The following is a 20,300-nucleotide window of genomic DNA, read 5'->3' as shown; positions in this document are numbered from 1 at the left end:
GCCCGCGTCACCACCGCGGAGGAGGGATCGGCATGGCCCCGGCCCTCCCTCGCGCGCTCCGCCCCTTCGAGACGCGCGGCTACCGCTTCCTCGCCGGCTCCCTCGGCCTCTCCCTCCTCGCGAGCGGGGTGTGGATCGTCGCCCTCGTCTGGCAGGTCATCGCCCTCGGCGGCGGCCCCGGGGACGTCTCGCTGGTGGCGACGGCCAGCGCCCTCGGCCTCGTGCTCGCGGTCCTGCTCGGGGGAGTGCTGGCCGATCGGGTGCCGCAGCGGCGCATCCTGATCGTCGTCGAGGCGGTGCGGGTGCTCGTCGTCCTCGCCGCGGTCGCCCTCTCGTCGGCCGGGATCCTCACGGTCTGGCAGCTGACCGCGGTCGCGTTCGTGCTCGGCGTCGGCGAGGCGTTCTTCTTCCCGGCGTACTCCGCGCTCCTCCCTCGCCTGCTGCCGGCCGATCAGCTCCTCGCCGCGAACGGCGTCGAGGGGGCTCTGCGCCCGATCGCTCAGAGCGCCGCCGGGCCCGCGGTCGCGGGTGCGGTGATCGCGGTGTCGGCGCCGTCGGCGGCGTTCGCCGTCGCGGCGGTCGGGTACGCGCTCGCACTCGCGGGACTGCTCCTGGTGGGACCCGTCCCGTTCGAGCGGGCCGTAGACGCCGGAGGGAGCGCGCTCGGCTCGGCGGTCCGCGACCTCCGCGAAGGTTTCGGCTACATGGTGCGCACGCGGTGGCTGCTCGCGACGCTGCTGTTCGCGATCGTCCTCGTGTTCCTGGTCGTCGGTCCGATCGAGGTGCTCGTGCCCTTCGCGGTGCGCGATCAGACCGGGACCGGCGCCTCGGGCTACGCGCTCGCCCTGACGGCCTACGGCGTGGGCGGCGTCGTCGGATCCCTCGTCGTCTCCTCGCGCCCCGTGCCGCGCCGCTACCTGACCACGATGATCCTGCTGTGGGGCTTCGGTGCGCTGCCCTTCGTCCTGCTCGGCGTCGTCGACCAGCTGTGGATGATCGCGGCGATCCTCTTCCTCGACGGCGTCACCGGGGCGGCGGCGCAGGTGCTGTGGGGGACGCTCCTGCAGCAGAGGGTGCCGTCGGCGCTGCTCGGGCGCGTGTCGAGCCTCGACTTCTTCGTGTCCCTCGCTCTGATGCCGGTGTCGATGGCCGTCGCGGGCCCGGTGGGCGAAGCGGTCGGGATCGCGCCGACGTTCGCGGTGGTCGGCGTGCTCGCGGCGGCATCGGCGGTCGTCACGCTCCTGCTCGCACGGCTGGGCCCGGACGAGCTCGCCCATCCTCTCCGGGACGGGTGAGCAGGGTCGCCGTGCCGGGTGTCGCAGGGCGGTGTGTCGGAGGTGGTCGGCCGGTATCCTCGACGGGGACGCGAAGGGTGACGGTGTGACGGACGAACAGGTGGACGGGACTCCGACGGCCGGCGACGGATCCGGAGCGATCGACCACCCGACCCGGCGCAGTCGCCGGGCCGCCGAGGCGTCGCTGGCGTCCTCGCTCTCCGACTCCGTCCCGGGAGAGGCCGCCCATCGCGGCGATCGACCCGCTCGCGCCGCCGCCGGCCGCCGCGCGGCCCCGGACGCTCCCGTCCTCGCCGTGACCTCGCCCGTCCTCGCTCCGCGGGTCCCCTCCGTTCCGCCCGTGCGCCGCCGCAAGGCCGCGGTGCTCCGCGGAGCGGTCAGCACCGCCGCGGTGGCCGCGATCGCCGGCATGGTCGCCGTCATGGCGCTCCCCGCCTACTCGTTCGACCCCGCCGACGACTCGCAGGCCGCGATCGAGGCGGAGGCGCGCATCCGCGCCCTCGGCACGCAGAAGCTCACCGTGTCGGCATCGGCCGCCCAGGAGCAGGTGATCCGCGACTCCTTCACCGCGCCCACCCAGCAGCAGCTCGACGAGGCGGCCGCCCAGGCCCGCGCCCTCGCCGAGGCCGCCGAGAAGGCCGCCCGCGAGGCCGAGCTGGCAGCGTCGGCGGCCGCGGACCCGACGGCGGCACCCGGCTCCTCGAGCACCTCCGTCACTCCCCGCGAGGAGGGCGACGACTACCCCTGGCGCGACCAGCTCACCGACGACCAGGGCGGCGGCCTCTCACCGCTGCGCTACTACTACCGCGAGTGCGTCGACTTCGTGGCGTGGCGCCTCAATCGCGACCAGGGCTCGACCGGTGCGCCGTGGAAGTGGACCTGGGGCAACATGACCCCCGGCGGCGGCAGCGCCTACGCGTGGGCGGGCCAGTGGGCCTCCCACGGATGGCAGACCAGCACCACTCCGGTCCCCGGCAGCGTCGCCTGGTTCACCGGCAACCACGTGGCGTACGTGCAGTCGGTCAACTCCGACGGCACGGTCTCGCTGGAGGAGTACAACTGGGGCAACGACCACTCGTACCACACGCGCACGATCCCGGCCTCGAGCGTGCCGCTCTTCCTCTACCCGCCGAGCTGATCGTGTCCACCCGACCCGCTGCGGGCATCGGATTCGCCGTCGCCCAGTTCGCGCCGGTCGCCGACCGCGACGAGAACCTCGCGACCATCCGGCGACTCGTCGAGGTCGCCGTGCAGCGCGGGGCGCGCGTGGTCGTGCTCCCCGAGTACAGCTCCTCCTTCGCCGACCCGCTCGGTCCCGGGACGCTCGCCGCGGGGGAGCCGCTCGACGGCGCCTTCGTGCAGGGGCTCGGAGCGATCGCCCGCGAGCTCGACGTGTTCGTGGTCGCCGGCATGGTCGAGGCCATCGAGGGGGAGCGCCGCGTCGCCAACACGCTCGTCGCCGTGGATCCCGAGGGCGCGCTGGTCGCGCACTACCGCAAGCTCCACCTCTACGACGCGTTCGGGCAGACCGAGTCGGAGTGGATCGCCCCCGGCGAGATCGGCGTGCCCGAGACCTTCGCCGTCGGCGACCTCGTCGTGGGGCTCCAGACCTGCTACGACCTCCGCTTCCCGGAGGTGACGCGCTGGCTCGTCGACGCGGGGGCGGATGTCGTCGCCGCGCCCGCCGAGTGGGTCAGGGGGCCGCTCAAGGAGGCGCACTGGCGCACGCTCGTCACCGCACGGGCGCTCGAGAACACGATCTACCTCGTCGCCGCCGACCAGACGCCGCCGATCGGCGTCGGGAACAGCATGATCGTCGACCCGATGGGCGTCGAGATCGCGACGCTCGGCGAGGCCGAGGACGTGGCGGTCGCCTGGCTGTCCCGCGAGCGGATCGACGCGGCGCGCGCGAAGAACCCGGCGCTCGCCCTGCGGCGCTTCACGGTCCGTCCGCTGTAGGAGCCGCCGACGGGTCCGCGGAGGACCCCGTCAGGCCCGCAGGCGGGCGAGCCGCCCGGCCGCCTCCTCGAGCACCTCGAACCGCTTGCAGAAGGCGAAGCGCACCAGCGAGCGGTACCCGGCCGCGTCCTCCGGCCGGCAGAAGGCCGAGACCGGCACCGCGACCACACCCGCGAGCTCCCGGAGCGACCGGCAGAACGCCGTCCCGTCGGTCCAGCCCAGGGGAGCCGCGTCGGCCACGACGAAGTAGCTCCCGGACGAGGGCGACACCGCGAAGCCCGCGGCCGCGAGCCCGGCCGAGAGGATGTCGCGCTTGCGCTCGAGGGTGCCCGCGATCCCGCGGAAGAAGGAGTCGTCGAGCCCCAGACCCCGGGCGACCGCCCCCTGGAACGGCGAGCCGCTGACGTATGTGAGGAACTGCTTGACCGCGAGGACCGCCGTGATCAGCTCGCGCGGCCCGGTGATCCAGCCGATCTTCCACCCGGTGGTGCTGAACGTCTTCCCGGCCGACGAGATCGTCAGCGTGCGCTCCCATGCGCCGGGCAGGGTCGCGATCGGCACGTGCGGCGAGTCGAAGCGGAGGTGCTCGTAGACCTCGTCGGTCACGATCAGCGCGTCGTGCCGGTGCGCGAGCCGCACGATCAGCTCGAGGGTCTCGACCGGCAGCACCGAGCCGGTCGGGTTGTGCGGGTCGTTGACGAGGATGATCCGCGTGCGATCCGTGACCGCCGCCTCCAGCTCCGCGTGGTCGACCGAGAAATCCGGTCCGCGCAGCAGCACCGTCCGGTGCACGCCCCGGGCGAGGGCGATCAACGCCCCGTACGCGTCGTAATGCGGAGTGAACGTGACGACCTCGTCCCCGGGCTCCAGCAGGGCGAGGAGGGTCGCGGCGAGGGCCTCGGTGGCGCCGGTGGTGACGAGGACCTCGCCGTCCGGATCGGGCTGGAGACCGTAGAAGCGCTCCTGGTGCGCGGCGACCGCGGTGCGGAGGACCGGGAAGCCCGGACCCGGCGGGTACTGGTTCAGGCCCGACGCGATGGCCTCGCGCGCGGTCTCGAGCACCTCGCGCGGTCCGTCCTCGTCGGGGAAGCCCTGACCGAGGTTGATCGCGCCGGTGCGCTGCGCGAGCGCGCTCATCTCGCTGAAGACGGTGGCGGCGACCTCGCCGCGGGGACCGAGTAGGCCGGCGCCCGCGGCGGCGCGGGTCCAGGATCCGTGGATGCTCACGGCCCCAGTCTGCACGCTCGGGCGGGTGTGGACTTCGAGTCCCGCTTCCAGCCCGGTCATAAGGAACCCCCAGGTTCGGTGGCCAAGCTGACTGAGCTTGGAAGGAGCACTACCCATGACCGAGAGTCACGAGGGTCCTCGTCAGCCCGAGGATCCCACCACGCCGACGGACCCGCAGGCGTCCGCGGCGGCCGAGCAGGGCCGCGGGTCCGAGCACCCCACCCTCCCGCTGCCCGAGGCGTCCGCGCCCCGCCACGAGGCACCCGCGCACCCTGCGGCGGCCCCCAGCCCGCCTCCTCCACGGGTGACGAGGCGCGCCCCGTCGCACCCGCCCCCCGGTACGGCCAGTACGCACCGCCCGCGGCGAACACGGTCCACAGCTCCGAGAACCCGCCCTCCTCGAGCGCGTTCGGCCCCGGCGGCGAGCAGCCGCCCGCGCCGACGACCGCTCCCGCCAAGCGCCGTGCCGGCGTCAGCGTCGTCGCCGCCCTCGCCATCGGCGCGGTCGTCGGGGGAGTGGCCGGCGCCGGCGTGTTCGGCCTCTGGTCGGCATCGAACGGCTCCGCCACCCGCGTCGTCTCCGCCGGCGGCGGGCAGACCATCACGGTGAACAACGCCGAGGACGCGACCACGGCGACCGCGGTGGCCGCGAAGGCCACTCCGAGCGTCGTGACGATCGCGGTGAGCGGCGGCTCGTCGGCGGGCACCGGCTCGGGCATCGTCCTGTCCGACGACGGCTACGTGCTCACCAACACCCACGTCGTCACCCTCGACGGAGGCGTCGCCGACGCGGCGGTCACGGTCACCACGAGCGACGGCCGGATCTTCGACGCGACCATCGTCGGCACCGACCCGACCCTCGACCTCGCCGTCATCAAGCTGACCGACGCGAGCGATCTCACTCCGATCACCTTCGCCGACTCCTCCGAGATCAACGTCGGCGACACCGCCGTCGCGATCGGAGCGCCGCTGGGCCTCTCGGGCACGGTCACCGACGGCATCGTCAGCGCGCTCAACCGCAGCATCCAGGTCGCCTCCTCCGCGGCGCCGGACGACTCCGGCGACAGTTCGAGCGGCGGCACCGACAGCCCGTTCAACTTCGACATCCCGGGTCAGGCTCCGCAGACGCAGGCGACGAGCACGATCTCGCTGCCGGTCATCCAGACCGACGCGGCCATCAACCCGGGCAACTCGGGCGGTGCGCTGCTCGACAGCGACGGCGAGCTCATCGGGGTCAACGTCGCCATCGCGAGCGCGGGCTCCTCGAGCTCGGGCGACCAGAGCGGCAACATCGGAGTCGGCTTCGCCGTTCCGAGCGCGGTCGCCGAGCGCATCGCGAAGGAGATCATCGAGAACGGATCGGCGACGCACGGCCTGCTCGGGGCGAGCGTCACCGACTCCACGGAGGACGTCCTTGGCGCAGCCATCCGCGAGGTCACCTCGGGCGGCGCCGCCGAGGCCGCCGGCCTCCGGGCGGGCGACATCGTCACGGGGATCGACGGCACCCCCATCACGAACGCGTCCGACCTGACCGCGCAGGTGCGCGCCCGCGCGGCCGAGGCCGACGTGCAGATCACCTACGTCCGCAGCGGCCAGAGCTACGAGCTCGACGCGACGCTGGGCACCATGGCGACCAGCTGATCCGCTCCTTCCGCACCATCGGCAGCCCCCGCGGATCCGTCCCCGGGGGCTGCTGCTAGTGTGGGGCGGACTTCTGCCCGGACGCTCTCGAGCGGCCGGATCCTCCCGCACGAACTGGACACATGCAGCCCGAGAACCCGACGGACCAGGCCTCGACGGACGACCTCTCCGGCCTGCCCGGCGTCTCGTACGTCATGCCCGTGCTGAACGAGGTCACGCACGTCCGCGCCGCGGTCGACTCGCTGCTCGCCCAGGACTACACCGGTCCCTTCGACGTCGTCCTCGCCGTCGCCCCGAGCATCGACGGCACCGAGGCGCTCGTCGAGCAGCTGAGCGCCGCCGATCCGCGGATCCGCGTGGTGCCCAACGGCGTCGGCTCCACTCCCGCCGGCCTGAACGCGGCGATCCGCGCCTCCCGTCACCCGGTCGTCGTGCGGGTCGACGCCCACTCGGTGCTGCCGCGCGACTACGCGCGGGTGGCGGTCGAGACGCTCCAGCGGTCCGGCGCGGACAACGTCGGCGGCGTCATGGCGGCGGAGGGGCTCACGCCGTTCCAGCGCGCCGTCGCCCGCGCCTACGGCTCGCGCATCGGCCTCGGCGGCACCCCGCACCACGTCGGCGGAGCGGAGGGACCGGCCGAGACCGTCTACCTCGGCGTGTTCCGGCGGTCGGCTCTCGAGCGGGCCGGCCTGTTCGACGAGCGCTTCAAGCGCGGCCAGGACTGGGAGCTGAACCGCCGGCTGCGCGAGCAGGGCGGCACGGTCTGGTTCACTCCGCGGCTCACGGTCACCTACCGCCCCCGTCCGTCGATGCGCGCGCTGCTCCGCCAGTTCCTCTCGACGGGGATGTGGCGCGGCGAGCTGACCCGCCTGTTCCCGGCGTCCCGGTCGCTGCGCTACTTCGCTCCGCCCGTGCTCGTCGCGCTGCTCGCCCTGGGGCTGCTCCTCGGTCTCGCCGGGGTCGTGCAGGCGCTCGTCGGCGCGGCGCCCTGGCTGCTGCTCGGATTCGCGGTCCCTGCCGGGTACCTCCTGCTCGTCGCGGCCGCCACCGTCGCCGTCGCCCGGGTCGACGGCCCGCGTGCGATGCTGTGGTTCGCCGTCGTGATCCCGTCGATCCACGTGGCGTGGGGCACCGGGTTCGTGCTCGGCTTCGCCGGGCTGACGAGCAACATCTCGGCCGCCCGCAACCAGCCGCGCACGCAGGGAGTACCGACCGGCACCGACGGCACCGACACTGCGAGGGGCGCATGACCGCGACCACGAGACCCCGATCCATCGCCGAGCTGAAGGCCGTCGCGCAGCCCCCCGAGGTGCGCGGGCGTCGCAACGCCGAGCACTGGACGGCATCGCTCTACCTCCGCCGCTTCTCGCCGTACCTGACCTGGGTGCTGCTGCGCACGTCGATCTCGGCGAACGGCGTCACGGGTCTGATGATCCTCGTCGGCTGGAGCGCGGCCGCCGCGCTGCTGATCCCGGGAGTCGCCGGCGCCGCGCTGGCACTGCTCCTCGGGCAGCTGCAGATGCTGGTCGACTGCTGCGACGGCGAGGTCGCTCGCTGGCGGCGCACCTCCTCGCCGGCCGGCGTGTTCCTCGACAAGGTGGGCCACTACACGACGGAGTCGCTCATCCCGATCGCTCTGGGCCTCCGAGCCGCGGGCTTCCCGTTCGAGGCGCCGGGCGACTTCCTCTGGACCACGATCGGCCTCGCGCTGGCGCTGGTCATCGTGCTGAACAAGGCGCTCAACGACATGGTGCACGTGGCGCGCGCGAACGCCGGGCTGACGAAGCTGGCCGACACGAAGGGCGAGGCCGTCCCGTCGTCGTCCGGGCTCGCGGCGCTGCGCCGAGCCGCGCGCTTCGTGCCGTTCCACCGCCTCTACCACTCCGTCGAGCTCACGATGCTCGCCTTCGCCGCCTCGCTCGTCGGCCTGGTGATCGGAGCGGGCACCGCCGACCGCGGGCTGGTGTCGGCGCTCCTGCCGCTCGCGCTGCTCGCCCTCGCCGGGCACTTCGTCGCGATCATGGCCTCGCAGCGTGTCCGCTCCTGACGCGGTTCCGGAGGCGCTGCCCCGCGTCGGCGTCGTCGTCCTGACCCAGGGCACGCGGCCCGACGACCTCGCGGCCGGACTCGCGAGCGTCCTCGCCCAGCGCGGTGTGGAGCTCGACGTGGTCTGCGTCGGGAACGGCTGGACCCCCGAGGGCCTGCCCGACGGGGTGCGCCCGCTCGCGCTCCCCGAGAACCTCGGGATCCCGGCCGGGAGGAACGCCGGTGTGCCCGCGACCCGCGGCGAGTACCTGTTCTTCCTCGACGACGACGCGCGCGTGCCGTCCCCGGACTTCCTCCGCGATGCGATCGCACTGCTCCGGTCTCCGCGGCGCATCGGACTCGTGCAGCCGCGCGTCGACAGCACCGACGGCACTCCCGCCCCGCGGCGCTGGATCCCGCGGATCCTGAAGGGCGACCCGCGGCGCTCCGGACCGGTCTTCTCGGTCTGGGAGGGCGCCGTCGTGCTGCGCCGCGACGTGTTCGAGGAGATCGGCGGCTGGGCCGATCCGTTCTTCTACGCCCACGAGGGCATCGAGCTGGCCTGGCGGGTCTGGGACACGGGCCGCACCACCTGGTACGCGGGCGAGCTCGTCGCGCACCACCCGGTGATCCAGCAGACCCGGCACGCCGACTACTACCGGCTCAACGCGCGCAACCGCGTCTGGCTCGCGCGGCGCAACCTGCCCGCTCCGCTGGCCCTCGCCTACGTCGGCTCGTGGACCGCGATCCAGTGTCTGCGCTGGGCGCGGGACGCTCCGGCCCTGCGCGCCTGGTTCGCGGGCTGGCGGGAGGGGTGGCGCACGGACGCCGGTCCGCGGCGCGTGCTGTCGTGGCGGACGGTGCTCCGCATGGGTTTCGCCGGTCGTCCGCCCATCGTCTAGCATCGGGGCAGCCGCTCCCGCCGGGGCGGATGCCCCCCGGAAGGACGACGGTGTTCGATTCGACGCAGCTGCTCTCCACGGTGCGCGAGCACCTCGACGAGGGGGACGTGGTCGGCGACGACGACGAGTTCCGCGCTCGTCTCGAGGCGCACCTCCCGCGCCTGGTGGAGCTGCTCGCCCAGGTCTACGGTCACCGCGAGGACCTCGCCGAGCAGATCCTCGGCGTCGTGGCCCTCGCCGCCGCAGCCAGGGCCCAGCGCCCCGAGGAGCTCCGCGCTCTCGACCGCACCCGCGAGCAGCAGCCCGACTGGTTCCTCTCGAACACGGCGCTCGGCGGCGTCTGCTACGTCGACCGCTACGCCGGCGACCTCGAGGGCCTCCGGGCCGAGATCCCGTACTTCCGGGAGATCGGACTCAACTACCTGCACCTGATGCCGCTCTTCGACGCGCCCGAGGGCGAGTCCGACGGCGGCTACGCGGTGTCGAGCTACCGCCGGGTGCGGCCGGACCTCGGAGACATGGACCAGCTGCGCCTGCTCGCCGCGGACCTCCGCGCGCAGGGCATCGCCCTCGTCGTCGACTTCGTCTTCAACCACACCTCGAACGAGCACGAGTGGGCGCAGCGGGCGCTCGCCGGCGAGAAGCGGTTCGAGGACTACTACTGGATCTTCCCGGACCGCGAGCAGCCGGACGCCTTCGAGCGGACGACCCGCGAGATCTTCCCCGAGGACCACCCCGGCTCCTTCGTCCCTCTGGAGGACGGCCGCTGGGTCTGGGCGACGTTCCACCGCTACCAGTGGGACCTCAACTACTCCAACCCCGAGGTCTTCCGCGCGATGGCGGGCGAGATGCTGTTCCTCGCCAACCACGGGATCGACGCCCTCCGGATGGACGCAGTCGCGTTCATCTGGAAGGAGCTCGGCACGACGTCGGAGTCGCGCCCCGAGGCGCACCTGCTGCTGCGGGCCTTCAACGAGGTGTGCCGCCTGGCCGCTCCGTCGCTGCTGTTCAAGTCCGAGGCGATCGTGCACCCGGACGAGGTCGTCGAGTACATCGACGTGCAGGAGTGCCAGCTCTCGTACAACCCGCTGCAGATGGCGCTGACCTGGGAGGCGCTCGCGACGCGCGACGTCCGGCTCCTCGCGCAGGCCCTCGAGCGCCGCCACGCGCTGCCGGAGGGCACGGCGTGGGTCAACTACGTGCGCGGCCACGACGACATCGGCTGGACCTTCGCCGACGAGGACGCCGCAGAGCTCGGGATCGATGCTGTGGGCCACCGCCGGTTCCTCAACGACTTCTACACCGACCGCTTCGACGGCAGCTTCGCGCGGGGCGTCCCGTTCCAGGAGAACCCGCGCACCGGCGACCGCCGCGTCTCGGGGACGACGGCCTCGCTCGCCGGCGTCGAGGCGGGCGATCCCTACGGCATCGAGCGGGTCCTCCTCGCCCACTCGATCGCGCTCAGCACGGGCGGGCTGCCGCTGCTCTACCTCGGCGACGAGGTCGGCCAGCTGAACGACTACGGCTACCGGGAGGACCCCACCACCGCGGGCGACTCGCGCTGGGTCAACCGGCCCCGCCGCCCCTCCGAGCGCTACGCCCAGCGCGAGACCCCGGGGACCGACGCGGGCGAGATCTTCGGCGGTCTGCTGCACCTCATCGCGATCCGCAAGGCGGTGCCGCTGTTCGCCGGCAACGCCCTCACCGTCTTCGACGCGCAGAACCGCCACGTGCTCGGCTACCAGCGCCCGGGCGACGGCGAGGCCCTGCTCGTGCTGGCGAACGTCTCGGACGAGGTGCAGGAGATCGCGCCGGAGCGCTTCGGCGGACTCGATTCGGTGGCCCTGGATCTCGTGACCGAGATCACGGTGGACCTGCACGAGGGCTTCCGGCTCGCTCCGCTGCAGTTCGTCTGGCTCCGGGTGACGACTCCGCGCTGAGCGCGCCCCCGGCGTGCGCGGGGAGGCTTGTAGCCTGGAACGATGACGTCCCGCGATCTCCTCCACCGTCTCGTCCGGGATGCGCGACTGGCGCGGAAGGTCGGCAGCGACCTGCTCGCCTCCCGTCGGGCCAGGGCCACCGTGGCGCGGATCCTCGCCAAGCGGGCGCCCCTGCCCGAGGACCGCTTCGAGATCGGCGTCTACTTCGCCGACGGCGACATCAACCTGTACCAGGTGCGGCAGTGGTACCGCCCGCTGGTCGAGCTCGCGAAGACGCATCCGGTCGTCCTGCTGACCCGGAACGCGAGCGCCGCCGCGGTCCTCCTGCGCGAGAGCCCGGTCCCCGTCGCCTACGTCCGGTCGGTCGTCGACCTCGAGGACACGATCGCCCGCCAGCCGCTGCGCATCGTGCTGTACGTCAACCAGAACGCGCGCAACTTCCAGATGATGCGCTACGGGCGCCGCTGGCACGTCTTCGTCAACCACGGCGAGAGCGACAAGATGTACATGACGACGAACCAGTTCAAGGCCTACGACTACAGCTTCATCGCGGGGGACGCCGCCCTCGCCCGTCTGCACCGGGTGCTCTGGGACTTCGACTTCGCCAAGCGGGCGATCCCGATCGGCCGTCCGCAGGCCGACCACTTCGCCGGCCGCACGCCGTTCACTCCGGACGAGCGCCAGGTGGTCCTGTACGCCCCGACATGGGAGGGCGACCGGGCGGCCGCGGGCTACGGCTCCGTCGCGAGCCACGGCGTCGCCCTCAGCAGAGCGCTCCTCGCCGATCGCCGCTTCCGCCTCGTCTACCGACCGCACCCCCGCAGCGGAGCGGTCGACCCCGCCTACGGGGCGGCGAACCGCGAGATCGTCGCTCTGATCGCCGCGACGAACGCGGCCGACCGCAGTGCGCAGCACGTCCACGACACGGGAGGCGAGCTCGGCTGGCAGCTGGCCGCCGCCGATGTCGCGATCCTCGACGTGTCGGCGATGGTCTACGACCGACTCGCGACCGGGCGCCCCCTGATGGTCACGCGACCCGTGAGCGCCGACGCCGACGTCGACGAGTCGGGCTATCTCGGCGACGCGGAGTGGCTCCTCGCCCGGGACGCCTCATCGATCGCGTCCCGGATCGACGGTCTCGAGCACGACGCGGAGGCCGTTGAGCGTCTGCAGCGCTGGGTCGGGCACTACTTCGGCGACACCCGGCCGGGAGCGGCGACCGAGCGCTTCCACGCCGCGATCGAGCACCTGCTGGAGGAGTGGGAGCACCACGCCGCCCTGCACCGCGACGATCCGGCCGTCGACGACCACGATCCGGAGGGCTGACGGCAGGACGACGGCACCCGCGTCAAGTCCCGGTCGAGGCGGAGGGGCGCCTTCTGCGCGCCGCTACGCTCGTCCCATGAGGACCAGACGCATGTTCGCCCGCGCCCGACGGCGCACGGCGGCGCCGACACCGCCCGCGGTCGATTCCGACATCGTCGTGTCGGCCGACCAGGAGCGCCCGGTCTTCACCATCCGCTCGTTCCGCATCGGCCTCTTCGGCGGTCTGGGCGTGCTCGTCGCGCTGGTGCTCGGCGGCCTCGTGGTCGAGCTCAGCACGGTGCTCACCTACGTGTTCGTGGCGCTGTTCTTCTCGCTGGGCCTGGACCCGCTGGTGTCGTGGCTCGAGCGCAAGAGGATCCCGCGCGCTCTCGCGATCACCATCGTGTTCGCGGTCGTGGTCCTGGGCTTCGCGGGGCTGCTCCTCTACATCATCCCGATCCTGGTGGCGCAGCTCACTCTGTTCGTGACCGACGCCCCGCGGATCGTCACCGACATCGCTTCGCAGCCCTGGGTCCTCGATCTGGAGCAGCAGCTGCGGGGCGTGATCAATGTCGACGAGCTGATCCAGACCGTCCAGACCTTCATCGGCGACCCGCAGAACCTGCTCTCGCTCGGCGGCGGCCTGCTCGCTGTCGGGACCGGCATCGCCAGCGGCGTCACCGGCGCGATCATCGTGCTGATCCTGACCCTGTACTTCCTCGCGTCGCTGCGCTCGATGAAGTCGGTCGCCTACCGCTTCGCCCCGGCCTCGCACCGCGCGAAGGCCCGCGAGGTCGGCGAGGAGATCACTGGAGCGGTCGGCCGCTACGTGGTGGGCCAGGTGACGCTCGCGGGCGTCAACGGCGTCCTCACGTTCATCCTCCTGGTCTCGATCGGCGGACCGGTGCCGGCGCTGCTCGCGTGCGTGGCGTTCCTCGGATCGCTGATCCCGCTCGTCGGCACGATCTCGGGCGCGGCGATCATCTCGCTCGCCTGCCTGCTCGCCTCGCCGCTGACCGCCCTCGTCGCGGCGATCTACTACCTCGTCTACATGCAGGTCGAGGCGTACGTGCTCAGCCCGCGCATCATGGCGCGCGCTGTCTCCGTTCCCGGCGCCGTCGTCGTGATCGCGGCCGTCGCGGGAGGCACCATCGCGGGTGTGCTCGGGGCGCTCGTCGCGATCCCGGTCGCCGCGTCGATCATCATCGTCGTGCAGAAGGTCGTGTTCCCGCGGCAGGACGCGAAGTAGGGCGCTGCTGCCCGTGCAGCCCGCCGATCAGGAGTGGTCGGGCCGGGTCGCGTCGACGCCCCGGACGAACGCCTCCACCGACGGCGGGGGCGAGCCCTGCACTCCCGTCGCGAGGACCGGCGGCAGCGTCCGGGTGACCAGCGGCACGACTCCGGCCCAGACGCCGTCCGTCTGCTCGGCGTCGTCGGAGGGCCCTGCCGCGCGGATCTTGACGCTCGCCTCGGTCAGCGGCATCCGGAGTACCAGGGTCGCGGCGATCTCCCGCGAAGTGGTGGGGCGCACCTCCTGCGCGCGTCCGGGGAGCAGGCGGTCGACAAGCACGTCGAGCGCCCGGCGCTTCTCCTCGCCCTCCAGGGTCTCGGCCGCGCCGAGGATCATCGCCGAGCGGTAGTTCATCGAGCTGTCGAAGGTGGACCGCGCCACCACGAGTCCGTCGAGGAGCGAGACCGACACCGTCAGCAGCGAGCCCTGTGCGGCGGAGCGCAGCAGTCCTCCTCCGCTCGACCCGTGCAGCAGGAGGGAGTCGCCGTCGCGCGCGAACAGGATCGGCAGCACGATCGCGGCGCCGTCGCGCACCACGGCCACGTGCGCGACGAGCGCCTCCTCGAGCAGGGCGTCGAGGACGGCGCGGTCGGTGACCTGCCGCTCGCGGATCCGGGTGACTCGGGTGCGGTCGGTGACGGGGAGGGTGCTCATGCTCCGATCCTGGCGCGCGTCTGGATCTGTCAGAATGCCACCGGGCCCCGATCCGAGTGGTCCAGAGCGGAGGGCTTCATGGCGTCCGGTGATCTCGAGATCCCGCTGCTGCTGGCACCGTCGCCCCGGGGGTCGGTCCGAGCGCACCTCGCGGAGGCGCTGCGCGCCGCCGTGCTCGACGGCCGCTACGCCCCCGGTGAGCCGATCCCGTCGAGCCGCGTGCTGGCCGGGCAGCTCGGAGTCTCGCGCGGGTCGGTCGTGGCCGCGGTGGACCAGCTGGTGGGCGAGGGCTACCTCGTCGCCGAGCCTCGCGCCGCCGTGACGGTGGCGGCGGACGGAGTGGTGGTTCCGGTGCGCGTCACGAGGCCGAGCGGGGAGCGTGCTCCGACCGAGCGCACCGCGCCGCTCCTGGACCTGCGGCCCGGCCGTCCGGACACCCGCGGTCTCGACACCCCCGAGTGGCGCGCGGCCTGGCGGCCGGCCCTCGCCGCGCCGCCCTCGGCCCTTCCCGCGCCGACCGGCGATCCCGGCCTCCGCGCGCAGATCGCCGACCAGCTCCGGCGCTCCCGCGGCGTCGACGTCACTCCTGCCGACGTCGTGGTCACGAGCGGCACCGCCGACGCCGTCGCGCTGCTCGTGCGCGCCGCCTCGACCGAGCTCGGACGCTCCGTGCGGGTCGGGGTGGAGGACCCGGGCTACCCGGCCGTGCGGCGCCGCCTGCTCGCCGAGGGGCACGAGGTGGTCGGCATCGGTCTCGACGCCGACGGGATCGACCTCGCGGCGCTCTCCGCAGCCCGACCCGACGTGGTCGTCGTCACTCCCTCGCACCAGTACCCGACCGGCGGCCGGCTCGCCCTCGCCGCGCGCCTCGAGCTCGTGCGGCGCGCGACGAGCGAGCGGATGCTCGTGATCGAGGACGACTACGACAGCGAGTTCCGCTACGTCGGTGCTCCGCTGCCCGCGCTCGCCTCCCTCGACGCGACCGGGGGAGTGGCGCACGTCGGCTCCTTCTCGAAGACCGTCTCGCCCTGGTTGCGCGTCGCGTTCCTCGCGCTGCCGGCCGCATCGTGGCTGCGCCCGGCGCTGGCCGGCCTCGACTCCGAGCGCGACGCCTCGGTCTCGGGTCCGACGCAGGAGGCGCTCGCCGCGTTCATGGCGGGCGGCGCGTTCCGCCGGCACCTCACCCGCACACGGCGGAGGTACGCGCACCGGCGCGAGCTGGTCCGCGCGTTCTCGGAGCGGATCGGCTGGGGCGAGGCCCGCGGGCTCGACGGAGGGCTGCACGTCGTCCTCTCGCTGCCCCGCTCCCTCGCGGCGGCCGAGGTCGCCGCCGCACTGGCCCGGGAGGGGCTCGAGGTGGCGACGCTCGACGCGTACGCGCTGTCGGGCAGGGCGGACCGACCGGCGCTGGTCCTGGGCTACGGCCACCTCACCGACCTCGAGCTGACGGCCTCGCTCGGGACGATCGACCACGTGGTCCGGCGTCTCGCGGACGAGCGTGGTATCCCTGAGGGATGACCTCCGACGCGCTCCACATCACCGACGACCCGGACGCCGACGCGCTGCTGACGCGCGATCCGCTCGCCCTCCTGATCGGCATGCTCCTCGACCAGCAGGTCGCGATGGAGACCGCGTTCGCGGGCCCGCTCAAGATCGAGCAGCGTCTCGAGGCCCTCGGGGCGTCCTTCGACGCCGAGGCGATCGCGGCCCTCGACGAGGAGGCCTTCTCGGAGCTCTGCCGCACCCCGCCGGCCGTCCACCGCTACCCGGCCAACATGGCGGGGCGCGTGCAGACGCTCTGCCGGGCGATCGTCGACGACTGGGGCGCGGACGCCTCCGCGATCTGGACCCGCGACGAGCCCGACGGCAAGGCCGTGCTCGCACGCCTCAAGGCGCTGCCCGGTTTCGGCGACCAGAAAGCGCGCATCTTCCTCGCGCTGCTCGGCAAGCAGCGCGGCTTCGACGGTGCGGGCTGGCGCGAGGCCGCCGGCGCCTACGGCGAGGAGGGCTCGTTCCGCTCAGTCGCCGACATCGTCTCCCCGGAGTCGCTGACGAAGGTGCGCGCGACGAAGCAGGCCGCGAAGGCCGCGGCCAAGGCGTCGAAGTAGCGGAGCCCCGCTAGAGCCGGTCCTCGACCGCGGCGATCAGCGCCGGTCGGTCCTCGCGCAGGATCGAGGATCCCGCGCCGGGGACGCTGCGCACCTCGATGCCGTGGTCCGAGAGCACGCCGGCGAGCGACGGATGCGCGATCGGGTCCTCCGGGAGCACCGCGAGCGTCGGCACCACGACGATGTCGGGGGCGTCGGCGGCACCGCGTGCGGTGAGTCCGCCGGCGGACGCCGGATCCCAGAGCCGATGCGCAGAGACGTCGAGCTCGATCTGCTCGTCGGTCCAGATCGCGTGGCGGCGCCGCAGCTCGCCGGCGTCGCCCTTCTCGACCTTCGTCAGGGAGCGGGAGCCGCGCAGAGCGGCGGCCGGCCCGCGGGAGTCGGAGAAGGCGGGGTCGAGCAGGATCACGCGCTCCGGCCGGTACTCGTCCGCCAGTCGAGCCGCGACGACCGCGCCGAGGCCGTGCCCGATGATCAGGTCCGGGGTCTGCAGCACCGAGCCGCGCACGTCCGACGCCCAGCGCTCCGGCGAGTAGGCGGTCGACTTCGGCGACCCGCCGTGCCCCGCGAGATCCGGAGCGATCACCCGGTAGCCGTGCTCGTGCAGCGTCGGCACGAGGGCGTACCAGGTGCGCGAGTCCGAGGCGAGTCCGTGCAGGAGGAGCGCCACCCGGTCGCCCTCGCCGCCGTAGTCGCGGACGTGCAGCTCGAGCGGCTCGTACGTGCCGGCGGTCAGCGCGCGCTTGCGCTCGGAGCGGGTCGGCTCGATCACCAGGGCGTTGCCGAAGACCTGCGGGGCGGGACCGAAGGCGTCCCGGGCGTTCTGGACGACCTTCCGGCCGAGCATCGCGTTGCCGACACCTCCGATGGCCGCGCCCACGCCGAAGGGCATGGCGCGCCCGACGAGGCCCGCACCCTGCTGCGTGAGGAAGTGCCGGGTGAAGGAGCGCTTCGCGCGATCGGCGAGCTCCCCGACGAGGAACGAGGGGAGCCCCTTGGTGACCACCGAGCCCCAGTACTGGGTGAGGCCCGCGCCGCCCGCGGCCTGCCCGGCGACCTGGCGCACGAGCTCGCTCCCGGAGGAGCCCATCATCAGCGTGAGGACGAGGGCGCGGGCGCGCTCCGGGTCCTCGAGCCGGATGCCGTGCACCTCGGTGACCGACTGCGCGAAGAGGGCGCTCGCCTCGAGGAACCCGACGGCGCCGGCGCCCGAGAGCGCCACGGAGGCGGCGGTGCCGATGCCGGGGACGACGGCCGTCGCTCCGATGGCCGCCCCGCCGGCCGCGACGCTCGAGAGGTACTGCCGCTCGAGCGAGGTGATGAGCTGCTCCGGGCTCGCATCCGGCCGGCGGCGGCGCAGCGCCCGGATGTTCGCGAGCACGGCCGGCCGCTGCACGGCGAGCACCCTGTCGAGGAGCTTCGCGAACTGCGCGGGGTCGACCGCTCCGGGCTCCGACTTCTCGATGTCCCGGCCGCGGTCCTTCGGCGCCATGTGCTGCAACTCCTGCGTCGTCCGGATGCCGATCGCTCGGCTCCGTCGTCAGTCGGCGGGAGTCGGCGGCTTCGGCGCGTAGTCCTCAGCGTAACGCGCGAGCACCTGATCGATCGGTGCATCCAGCACCAGGGAGCCCTTGTCCAGGTAGAGCCCGCGGGTGCAGAAGCGGCGGAGGTCGCGCTCGTTGTGCGAGACGAAGAACAGCGTGCGCCCGGCCGCCAGGAGCTCCTCGATGCGGGCGTAGCACTTCTCGCGGAAGGCCTTGTCGCCGACCGCGAGCACCTCGTCGACGAGGATGATCGGCTCCTCGAGCCGAGAGACGACCGAGAACGCGATGCGGACCTTCATGCCGCTCGAGAGGTGCTTGTAGGGGGTGTCGAGGAAGTCCTGGATCTCGGCGAACTCGATGATCGAGTCGAAGCGCTCGTCGACCTCGCGCCGCGACATGCCGTGCAGACCCGCCGTGAGGTAGACGTTCTCGCGCACGCTCAGATCGGCGACGAACCCGCCGGTGATCTCGATCAGCGGAGCGACTCCGCCGCGCACCTCGACGACGCCCTCGTCGGGCAGCACCACTCCCGCGACGAGCTTCAGGAGGGTCGACTTGCCCTGGCCGTTGCGGCCCACGACCCCGATGGCCTCGCCCTGCCGCACCTCGACGTCCAGACCGCGCAGGGCCCAGAACTCGCCGGGGCGCGAGCGGCGCGCGCGGCCGGCGAAGAGGTCCTTGAAGGAGCGGGTGCCCCGGCGGTTGCGCCGGAAGCGGATCCCGAGACCGCGGCAGGCGATGACGACCGGTTGCTGATCGGGGGAGGACGTCGAGGTCATCACAGCTCCTTCAGCACGGCGCGCTCGGAGCGGCGGAACACGATCAGGCCGACGACGAGCAGGAGCACCGAGATCAGGGCCGAGGTGAGGATCAGCGGCACGTCGAGCTCGCTCGCGAAGAAGGTGGAGCGGTAGAGCGCGAAGATCCCGCTCAGCGGGTTGAGCGCGGCCCACGGCTGGATCTCGACCGGCAGGTTGTCGGTCGAGTAGATGATCGGCGACGCGTAGAAGAGGAAGCGCAGCACGAGCTTGATGACGCGCTCGAGGTCGCGGAAGAAGACGACCAGCGGAGCGACCAGGAGCCCGACGCCGAGCGTCAGCACCCCCTGCAGGAGGATCGCCACCGGGAACAGCAGGACGGCCCAGGTCACCTCCGCCCCGGCGACGACCGCGAACAGCACCAGCACGGGGATGCTCGCGACGAACTCGATCCCCTTCGACAGCACGATGCGTCCGACCCAGATCGTGCGGGGGATCGACGTCGAGCGGACGAGCTTCGCCTCCTTGAGGAACGCGCGCGTCGCGTCCGAGGTGGCCTGGTTGAACCACATCCAGGGCAGGAGCCCGGCGAGGAGGAAGACGATGTACGGGTCCTCGCCGACCGAGCGGTCGAAGACGACGGTGAAGACGAAGTAGTAGATGCCCGACATCACCAGCGGGTCGAGGATCGACCAGAAGTAGCCGAGGGCGCTGGTCGCGTAGCGGACCGTCAGATCGCGGCGGGTGAGCAGCCAGAGGGAGTGGCGGTAGCGCCAGCCCGACGAGCGCCGGTGCCGATCGGCGACCGCGGTGCTCGTGCCGCCGGCGGTGCTCGTGCCGTCCGCTCTGCTCACTGCGCGCGACTCCTCACCCGGCTCGGATCGAGCCGGGGAGGATCCGGGCGTCAGACGAAGAGGTTCGCGCGCTCGAGGTCCTCGGCGAAGTCCACCTCGACGGCGTAGAGGTCGGAGATGTCCATCGGCTCGACGAGCAGTCGGTCCTGCTCGATCGCCAACTCTATGCCACGCTCGAAGTAGTCCTGGGCGTCGACCCGGGCGAGCTGGCGGATGAGCGCGGGCTTGTCGGCCGCCGAGACGTAGTTGATGCCGACGGCCTCGCCGAGACCGCCGCGGACGGTCTTCGAGAGCTCCTCGATGTAGCCCTCGGCGCTCGTCGTGTACTTGACCTCCTCGTCCGAGACCTTGGCGGTGTTCACCGTGACGAAGGACGCGTCCTTCGCGATGAGGGCCGCGGCGCGGTCGAGGATGCGCGGGTCGAAGACCACGTCGCCGTTCATCCAGAGCACGCCGCCCTGGCCCGAGGCCTGGAGGGCGCGGAGCAGGCTCTTGGAGGTGTTGGTCTGGTCGTACTGCTCGTTGTAGACGAACGACGCCGACGGGAACGCCTCGATGATGTGCTCGAGCTTGTAGCCGACCACGATGCTCACGGGCACCGAGGTGCCGAACGCGTGGTGGATGTTGTCGAACTGCTGCTGCATGATCGTGCGGCCGTCGCTGAGCGGCGTGAGCGGCTTGGGGAGGGAGCGGCCGAGGCGGCTGCCCATGCCGGCGGCGAGGATCACGACGGTGGCGGGCGTGCTGCTCGTGCTGCTCGCCTGGCCCCGGTTCGTTCCGTTGTTCGTCATCGTCTG

At 72.8% G+C, this 20,300-nt stretch carries 18 protein-coding genes; 12 read left to right on the top strand and 6 right to left on the bottom strand.

Features of this window, described 5'->3' with window-relative positions; all coding sequences use genetic code 11:
- The first annotated feature begins 32 nt into the window (after positions 1-32).
- The 3 genes from C1I63_RS16880 (at position 33) to C1I63_RS16870 (ending at position 3,254) form a co-directional block, all read left to right on the top strand.
- The gene (locus C1I63_RS16880; protein ID WP_107575516.1) at positions 33-1,295 is read left to right on the top strand and encodes an MFS transporter; all 1,263 of its coding nucleotides are present in this window, start codon (positions 33-35) and stop codon (positions 1,293-1,295) included.
- A gap of 85 nt (positions 1,296-1,380) precedes the next feature.
- The gene (locus tag C1I63_RS20155; protein WP_146168481.1) at positions 1,381-2,433 is read left to right on the top strand and encodes a CHAP domain-containing protein; all 1,053 of its coding nucleotides are present in this window, start codon (positions 1,381-1,383) and stop codon (positions 2,431-2,433) included.
- 2 nt (positions 2,434-2,435) lie between these two features.
- A complete protein-coding gene (locus C1I63_RS16870; RefSeq protein WP_244907138.1) occupies positions 2,436-3,254 on the top strand; it encodes a carbon-nitrogen hydrolase family protein in 819 nt (272 codons plus the stop codon).
- Positions 3,255-3,284: 30 nt separating this feature from the next.
- Here the strand turns inward: C1I63_RS16870 and C1I63_RS16865 are convergent, their stop codons facing one another.
- On the bottom strand, positions 3,285-4,481 hold the full coding sequence (locus C1I63_RS16865; protein ID WP_107575930.1) for an aminotransferase class I/II-fold pyridoxal phosphate-dependent enzyme: 1,197 nt from the start codon (positions 4,479-4,481) through the stop codon (positions 3,285-3,287).
- 516 nt (positions 4,482-4,997) lie between these two features.
- Between C1I63_RS16865 and C1I63_RS16860 the strand changes: the two genes are divergently transcribed.
- The 7 genes from C1I63_RS16860 (at position 4,998) to C1I63_RS16830 (ending at position 13,543) form a co-directional block, all read left to right on the top strand.
- Positions 4,998-6,122, top strand: a complete 1,125-nt coding sequence (locus tag C1I63_RS16860; protein ID WP_280523129.1) for a S1C family serine protease — start codon at positions 4,998-5,000, stop codon at positions 6,120-6,122.
- A 122-nt stretch (positions 6,123-6,244) separates the two neighbouring features.
- A complete protein-coding gene (locus C1I63_RS16855) occupies positions 6,245-7,372 on the top strand; it encodes a glycosyltransferase family 2 protein (RefSeq protein WP_082481577.1) in 1,128 nt (375 codons plus the stop codon).
- Positions 7,369-8,169 (top strand): CDP-alcohol phosphatidyltransferase family protein, encoded by an 801-nt coding sequence (locus tag C1I63_RS16850; protein WP_107575514.1) that lies wholly within the window; start codon positions 7,369-7,371, stop codon positions 8,167-8,169. Before C1I63_RS16855 ends, C1I63_RS16850 begins: the two co-directional genes overlap by 4 nt.
- Positions 8,156-9,049 (top strand): glycosyltransferase family 2 protein, encoded by an 894-nt coding sequence (locus tag C1I63_RS16845; RefSeq protein WP_107575513.1) that lies wholly within the window; start codon positions 8,156-8,158, stop codon positions 9,047-9,049. Before C1I63_RS16850 ends, C1I63_RS16845 begins: the two co-directional genes overlap by 14 nt.
- A gap of 50 nt (positions 9,050-9,099) precedes the next feature.
- A complete protein-coding gene (locus tag C1I63_RS16840) occupies positions 9,100-10,989 on the top strand; it encodes an amylosucrase (RefSeq protein WP_425326981.1) in 1,890 nt (629 codons plus the stop codon).
- Positions 10,990-11,031: 42 nt separating this feature from the next.
- Positions 11,032-12,315, top strand: a complete 1,284-nt coding sequence (locus tag C1I63_RS16835; protein ID WP_107575511.1) for a hypothetical protein — start codon at positions 11,032-11,034, stop codon at positions 12,313-12,315.
- 76 nt (positions 12,316-12,391) lie between these two features.
- Entirely contained in the window at positions 12,392-13,543 is a 1,152-nt protein-coding gene (locus C1I63_RS16830) for an AI-2E family transporter (RefSeq protein ID WP_244907137.1), read from the top strand.
- A gap of 27 nt (positions 13,544-13,570) precedes the next feature.
- Here the strand turns inward: C1I63_RS16830 and C1I63_RS16825 are convergent, their stop codons facing one another.
- Positions 13,571-14,239 carry a pyridoxamine 5'-phosphate oxidase family protein gene (locus C1I63_RS16825; RefSeq protein WP_107575509.1) on the bottom strand — a complete coding sequence of 223 codons (669 nt, stop codon included), beginning with the start codon at positions 14,237-14,239 and terminating at the stop codon, positions 13,571-13,573.
- A gap of 78 nt (positions 14,240-14,317) precedes the next feature.
- Here C1I63_RS16825 and pdxR point away from each other — a divergent pair, with 78 nt between their 5' ends.
- Entirely contained in the window at positions 14,318-15,757 is a 1,440-nt protein-coding gene (pdxR, locus tag C1I63_RS16820; RefSeq protein WP_107575508.1) for a MocR-like pyridoxine biosynthesis transcription factor PdxR, read from the top strand.
- Positions 15,754-16,347, top strand: a complete 594-nt coding sequence (locus C1I63_RS16815; protein ID WP_107575507.1) for an HhH-GPD-type base excision DNA repair protein — start codon at positions 15,754-15,756, stop codon at positions 16,345-16,347. Before pdxR ends, C1I63_RS16815 begins: the two co-directional genes overlap by 4 nt.
- A gap of 10 nt (positions 16,348-16,357) precedes the next feature.
- On the opposite strand, the gene C1I63_RS16810 is transcribed toward C1I63_RS16815, so the two are convergent.
- The 4 genes from C1I63_RS16810 to C1I63_RS16795 all read right to left on the bottom strand — a co-directional run bounded on the left by C1I63_RS16810 (position 16,358) and on the right by C1I63_RS16795 (position 20,294).
- A complete protein-coding gene (locus C1I63_RS16810) occupies positions 16,358-17,839 on the bottom strand; it encodes an alpha/beta fold hydrolase (protein WP_107575506.1) in 1,482 nt (493 codons plus the stop codon).
- Between the two features lie 48 nt (positions 17,840-17,887).
- Entirely contained in the window at positions 17,888-18,670 is a 783-nt protein-coding gene (locus tag C1I63_RS16805; RefSeq protein WP_107575505.1) for an ABC transporter ATP-binding protein, read from the bottom strand.
- Positions 18,670-19,401, bottom strand: a complete 732-nt coding sequence (locus C1I63_RS16800; protein WP_230674088.1) for an ABC transporter permease — start codon at positions 19,399-19,401, stop codon at positions 18,670-18,672. Before C1I63_RS16800 ends, C1I63_RS16805 begins: the two co-directional genes overlap by 1 nt.
- 152 nt (positions 19,402-19,553) lie before the next feature.
- Positions 19,554-20,294, bottom strand: coding sequence for a phosphocholine cytidylyltransferase family protein (locus C1I63_RS16795; protein ID WP_077222987.1), 741 nt, complete (start codon positions 20,292-20,294; stop codon positions 19,554-19,556).
- Positions 20,295-20,300 lie beyond the last annotated feature (6 nt).

The sequence above is a fragment of the Rathayibacter caricis DSM 15933 genome, assembly GCF_003044275.1.
Classification (GTDB): Bacteria; Actinomycetota; Actinomycetes; order Actinomycetales; family Microbacteriaceae; genus Rathayibacter; species Rathayibacter caricis.
The sequence above is the reverse complement of the archived record's forward strand: the minus strand, read 5'-3'. Positions and strand labels throughout refer to the sequence as shown.

What these genes read in the sequence shown, in the direction of transcription:
- C1I63_RS16825 (WP_107575509.1), bottom strand. Translation starts at nt 14,239, where the DNA reads ATGAGCACCCTCCCCGTCACCGACCGCACCCGAGTCACCCGGATCCGC.
- C1I63_RS16805 (WP_107575505.1), bottom strand. Translation starts at nt 18,670, where the DNA reads ATGACCTCGACGTCCTCCCCCGATCAGCAACCGGTCGTCATCGCCTGC.
- C1I63_RS16835 (WP_107575511.1), top strand. Translation starts at nt 11,032, where the DNA reads ATGACGTCCCGCGATCTCCTCCACCGTCTCGTCCGGGATGCGCGACTG.
- C1I63_RS16850 (WP_107575514.1), top strand. Translation starts at nt 7,369, where the DNA reads ATGACCGCGACCACGAGACCCCGATCCATCGCCGAGCTGAAGGCCGTC.
- C1I63_RS16830 (WP_244907137.1), top strand. Translation starts at nt 12,392, where the DNA reads ATGAGGACCAGACGCATGTTCGCCCGCGCCCGACGGCGCACGGCGGCG.
- C1I63_RS16795 (WP_077222987.1), bottom strand. Translation starts at nt 20,294, where the DNA reads ATGACGAACAACGGAACGAACCGGGGCCAGGCGAGCAGCACGAGCAGC.
- C1I63_RS16855 (WP_082481577.1), top strand. Translation starts at nt 6,245, where the DNA reads ATGCAGCCCGAGAACCCGACGGACCAGGCCTCGACGGACGACCTCTCC.
- C1I63_RS16815 (WP_107575507.1), top strand. Translation starts at nt 15,754, where the DNA reads ATGACCTCCGACGCGCTCCACATCACCGACGACCCGGACGCCGACGCG.
- C1I63_RS16810 (WP_107575506.1), bottom strand. Translation starts at nt 17,839, where the DNA reads ATGGCGCCGAAGGACCGCGGCCGGGACATCGAGAAGTCGGAGCCCGGA.
- C1I63_RS16880 (WP_107575516.1), top strand. Translation starts at nt 33, where the DNA reads ATGGCCCCGGCCCTCCCTCGCGCGCTCCGCCCCTTCGAGACGCGCGGC.
- pdxR (WP_107575508.1), top strand. Translation starts at nt 14,318, where the DNA reads ATGGCGTCCGGTGATCTCGAGATCCCGCTGCTGCTGGCACCGTCGCCC.